5 protein-coding genes and 1 pseudogene are annotated in these 4153 nt (G+C 44.5%); all 6 read right to left on the reverse strand.

The genetic code is table 11. The annotated features are described in order from the left end of the window. Positions 1-163: 163 nt before the first annotated feature. Entirely contained in the window at positions 164-445 is a 282-nt protein-coding gene (locus Xhom_RS18915) for a helix-turn-helix transcriptional regulator (RefSeq protein WP_069314976.1), read from the reverse strand. Between the two features lie 68 nt (positions 446-513). Next, positions 514-738: a helix-turn-helix transcriptional regulator gene (locus Xhom_RS18920; RefSeq protein WP_069314975.1), complete on the reverse strand. Its 225-nt coding sequence runs from the start codon at positions 736-738 to the stop codon at positions 514-516. Then, positions 716-1945 (reverse strand): tyrosine-type recombinase/integrase, encoded by a 1230-nt coding sequence (locus tag Xhom_RS18925; protein WP_069314974.1) that lies wholly within the window; start codon positions 1943-1945, stop codon positions 716-718. The genes Xhom_RS18920 and Xhom_RS18925 overlap by 23 nt, the downstream gene beginning before the upstream one ends. A gap of 141 nt (positions 1946-2086) precedes the next feature. After that, positions 2087-2302, reverse strand: coding sequence for a hypothetical protein (locus Xhom_RS18930; RefSeq protein ID WP_069314973.1), 216 nt, complete (start codon positions 2300-2302; stop codon positions 2087-2089). Beyond that, positions 2302-2550 carry a gpW family head-tail joining protein gene (gpW, locus tag Xhom_RS18935; protein ID WP_069314972.1) on the reverse strand — a complete coding sequence of 83 codons (249 nt, stop codon included), beginning with the start codon at positions 2548-2550 and terminating at the stop codon, positions 2302-2304. Before gpW ends, Xhom_RS18930 begins: the two co-directional genes overlap by 1 nt. A 9-nt stretch (positions 2551-2559) precedes the next feature. Then, a pseudogene (locus Xhom_RS18940) lies at positions 2560-4153 on the reverse strand (phage terminase large subunit family protein); the annotation flags it as partial.

The following is a 4153-nucleotide window of genomic DNA, read 5'->3' on the forward strand; positions in this document are numbered from 1 at the left end:
TCCCGTTAATAGTTCCCATAGTTAACGGGATCATTTCGGCATAATTCTTTTTTCGGCTCTCTTTGTGCTGAACCAAAATAGGCTCTTGGTTGTTTTCAGCGTGAGCAAGCCCCTGACCATTTAAAGTCATATTTTTAGATGTCATCGTTTTACCCTGTCTTAATTAATTCGATTTTCGGCTATAGGGGTTATTTACGTTGTCTACTGTTGGCGGGTTACGTATCCACCATAAAACATCACTTAATAACCATGAGACGGAATTACGCCCCAATGGGACACGTTTAGGAAACTTCCCCTCTTCTTCTAATACCCAACGACGAGAACGCGATAAACTGGAAAGGTGCTCACATTCTTTTTCTCTGATTCGGCGATCATATTTCTCACCATACTCATTTAAAATTAATTGTCGTTCTTGTGGTGTCGGTGATGTAAATTTCATTGCCATATTTTTATATTCTCCAAAATAAAAAACCCCGCGAGCGAGGTTATTATTAATTTAAATGATGTCTGATTTTATTCTGGCTTCCAAGTGCCTTTTATCCATGCCTGAATCTCAGATAATCGATAAACTTTAGTTTGTGGGCCTATCGTTATTTTGGCAGGAAACTCCCCTTTTTTCTCAAGTTTGCGGATGTATTGACTATCTAATGAGGTTAGCCATTCGCATTCTTCCGTTCTGATTAGCCTATCAATTCCATCTAATCCCTCCAATTCCTCACGAGTTAATATATTTATCATCTTTCATTTCCTCTTTTTCAATTAATGAATCTAAATAACCAACCCACCAGTTGAGGGCACATCTCTTTTGCTCAATATATTTGCTTCTATTATATATTCCAACCACTCCACTTAATGAATGGCCCAATAATTGCTCAACCACGTTATGTTCAAAATTATTATCACTTAAATTTGTGGCAAGCACTCTCCGCATATCGTGAGCTGTCCAATTTTCTTTGTGATTTAATCTCTTCCATATCGCCCCAGTAACTGAGCTGGCTGTGGATTGCCCCATGCTGAATCCAATAACATAGCCTCTATTTTTTGTTGACTTATGTAATAGAAGCAACCAACTTTTAAAACTATCGGGTATCGGTCTAATTATTTCCTTGCCGTTCTTACTGTGCTTGGGTGGCACTCTCCAAATATTATTTAGCAAATCCCATTCATCCCATGTTGATAATAATATTTCTGATATCCTGCAACCAAAAACAATTAAAAATCTAAAAATAACTCTATATTCATGCGAAATAATGTGATTATTATATTCTTTATTCACATAAAACCATAAATCACGCAATTCATCACTTGTTAGCACTCTATCTCTCTTGCTAGATCTCTTACCAACATCTTCAACTTTTAAATCATCAATCTCATGACTGATTGCGTACTTTCTTACCCGACAAAATTTCAATGCCTGTTGTGATATTCTTAACATGTCACCAGCTTGTACAGGGGATTTCATTTTGATTTTGTCAAAGCACTTAATCCACATAGTCAGTGAGCAATCATTTAATGGAACATCGCCGATCTCTGAATAAATATGTTTGCATAAATAACTTCTAATACGCAGTGCTGCTTTACGTTTGTTAATAGCATAGTTATTGATCCAATACTCTATCGCATCTTTTACTGTTACTGGCTTTAAAGTGTCTTCTTTTATTATTTTTATTTGTATTCGTGGATCTTTCCCTTCAGCTAACCATGCCCGGCATTTATCTCTTTGCTCTCTTGCAACTTTAAGGCTTAAATCGGGGTATTTACCCAATGTTAACCATATCGGCGCACTTTCACGCCCATACAGGCGGTAAAAGAAAACAAAGCTGATTGTCCCTTGTTTACTTAATCTGATTGATAACCCGTTCCCGTCCGCTATCGTCTGTTGTTTTTCAACAGGTTTACCGTACAAGGATTTGAGCTTTTTATCACTGAGTTTATTGACCGCCATTGAATGAACCTTGTTTTATTTTGCAATACACATTGCAATACGCAAAGTACTGCAACAGCCAGAACAGGTAAAAAAGCGTCAAGACATAAAAAAATTAAATTATCTTTTTTTTCAATCCATTGGAAACAACATGAACACACGTTAAACCCTGTTAAACATAAATTTTATATACTCGCGGTAAATATTGATTTCATTATCCGGTGACCACAGTGCCGGTTGCCAGTTCGCCAGCTGGTCGCTGGATGAGTCGGCGGCATCATACGGAATGCGCCCGCTGCCCGATAAGGCGTTAAATTTCAATTTGGCATTCGAGGGCGGCAATGGCTCACCATTGGGTCCTAAAATTTTAACGCTCATTAGTATCTCACCCTGATTGGTCGCCGGGTCGTCATTCCCAGTTCGGTTTGTATTGCCTGAATGAGCGCCAATAAATCACCCAGACTGGTTTGCTGATACGACACGGAGCGCGTCCCGTCACCTTGCGTATACGAAAATGAGACCCCTTTAGCGCCGGTCGACAGTTCAATATACGCTTGCTGAGCGGTACCGAGGGCTGTTTTTAACTGCTCACGGCTCATGCCGGTCAGCAGACTGGTTCTTTGCATTGACTCTCCTTAGGGCAAAAGCTGTGACATAGGCTTCCGTTTGGGCTTTTCCTCCGTTGACTGAGGAATAATGGCTCCGGGGAAACGCAGATTGGTTTTTATTTCCGGTTGTGCCGGGGGTGTGATTAACCGATCAGGATTACCGGCGATATTGTCTGCCAACGCATTCAGTTTCAGCCCCATGTACATCAAGCCGCATCGCTGCATAACTATAAACACGACAGTCGAGTGCTTCGTTGGCACTACCGGGATCACCGACCGCTCGGCCAATAACTGACTGAAATAATGCAAATCACGATCAATAGGGAAATGCATATAAGAGGGAGCCGGATCTGTATTCTCTGGCGGCTCAATGTGTAACCGACCACGAACAGTATCTTTAGCGGCATTCACGCCAATGATAATCGGTTTAAAACTGGATTTAGACCGTGAAGTAATGCGCTTGGTGGGCCACACCGGAGAACGTTTTCCACCCCGCGCCGACTCCCCTTTGATCGCCCAAATACGACGACCTAAACGAGCACGGCAAAAGTCATACACTTTTTGCGTATGATGACCGCCGGAATCCATGCAAGCCGCGATAATCGCAAAGCCCCGACCATCAGCCCGGCGCCATATTTGTTTAAGATACGCATCGAGACGTTCCCACGGCTCGTCTGTTTCCAGATCACCTTCAATCACATCATGGGCAATCGACCAGCTTTCTTCGCTACGCCCCCAGCCCACCACTTCAATTTCAAAGCGGTCATCTTGGGTATCGATGCCAGCCGTGATTACCGCAACACCATCCGGCACTTCCGCCGCCCAGACTTCGCAGCGCTCCAGTAACTTACGCTCACTGAGGGCTTTTTCGCCCCGGTCTTCATAGGGTTCACCCAATACCAGGTTAATGAACGTCTGGCGCATTAACGGATCGTCTTTCACCCGCAACCATTCGGCCACCAGATATTTCCACGCCGCATTCGGGAACAGGCTGTACCCCGCCCAGATATGAAAACCGGCATGGCCTTTAAATGACTGACTAGCTCGCCATTCGCCCTGTTTGATCATGCCGGGCTTATCGCTGTCCTGAATGACACAGCCATGATGACGGCAGACGTAATAGGCAGTATCCGGCAAGCCATTGTCATTGCTGTCTTTATCCCACTTGATGCCATAGGGGGTATCAGGACCGCCCCATTCCAGCACCTGAAACTCACCACAATGTGGACAGGGGACGTAGTAGTAGCGCTGATCGCTGTCCTTGAAGGCTTTTTCTATCCGACTGGTCTCTTTTACGGTCGGGGTTGAACCGAGTACAATTTTCCGGTTCCAGAAGGTTTCAGAGCGCTTGATACCCAGCGCTATCTGGTCACCTTCCGCACCCGCGCCCCCCGAGGGGTAACCGTCCACTTCATCAAACAGGATGATGCGACAGGTGATACGGCGAAAACCGCCCGGTGAGTTAGCCCCCACCAGAGTCAAGTTGGCCCCGTTGGAAAACTGCTTCTTAAGAATGGTCTGGCCACTGTCTTTGGCTTTCGCCTCCCCCGCAATTTCTTTCAGCACCGGCGTATCCCGCAGCATCGGCGCGATTTCGGTCTTGCTGTAGTCCTCGGCATCC

Origin of the sequence: Xenorhabdus hominickii (assembly GCF_002632725.1) — a bacterium.
In the GTDB taxonomy this organism is placed as follows: Bacteria; Pseudomonadota; Gammaproteobacteria; order Enterobacterales; family Enterobacteriaceae; genus Xenorhabdus; species Xenorhabdus hominickii.

What these genes read in the sequence shown, in the direction of transcription:
- Xhom_RS18915 (WP_069314976.1), bottom strand. Translation starts at nt 445, where the DNA reads ATGGCAATGAAATTTACATCACCGACACCACAAGAACGACAATTAATT.
- Xhom_RS18920 (WP_069314975.1), bottom strand. Translation starts at nt 738, where the DNA reads ATGATAAATATATTAACTCGTGAGGAATTGGAGGGATTAGATGGAATT.
- Xhom_RS18925 (WP_069314974.1), bottom strand. Translation starts at nt 1,945, where the DNA reads ATGGCGGTCAATAAACTCAGTGATAAAAAGCTCAAATCCTTGTACGGT.
- Xhom_RS18930 (WP_069314973.1), bottom strand. Translation starts at nt 2,302, where the DNA reads ATGAGCGTTAAAATTTTAGGACCCAATGGTGAGCCATTGCCGCCCTCG.
- gpW (WP_069314972.1), bottom strand. Translation starts at nt 2,550, where the DNA reads ATGCAAAGAACCAGTCTGCTGACCGGCATGAGCCGTGAGCAGTTAAAA.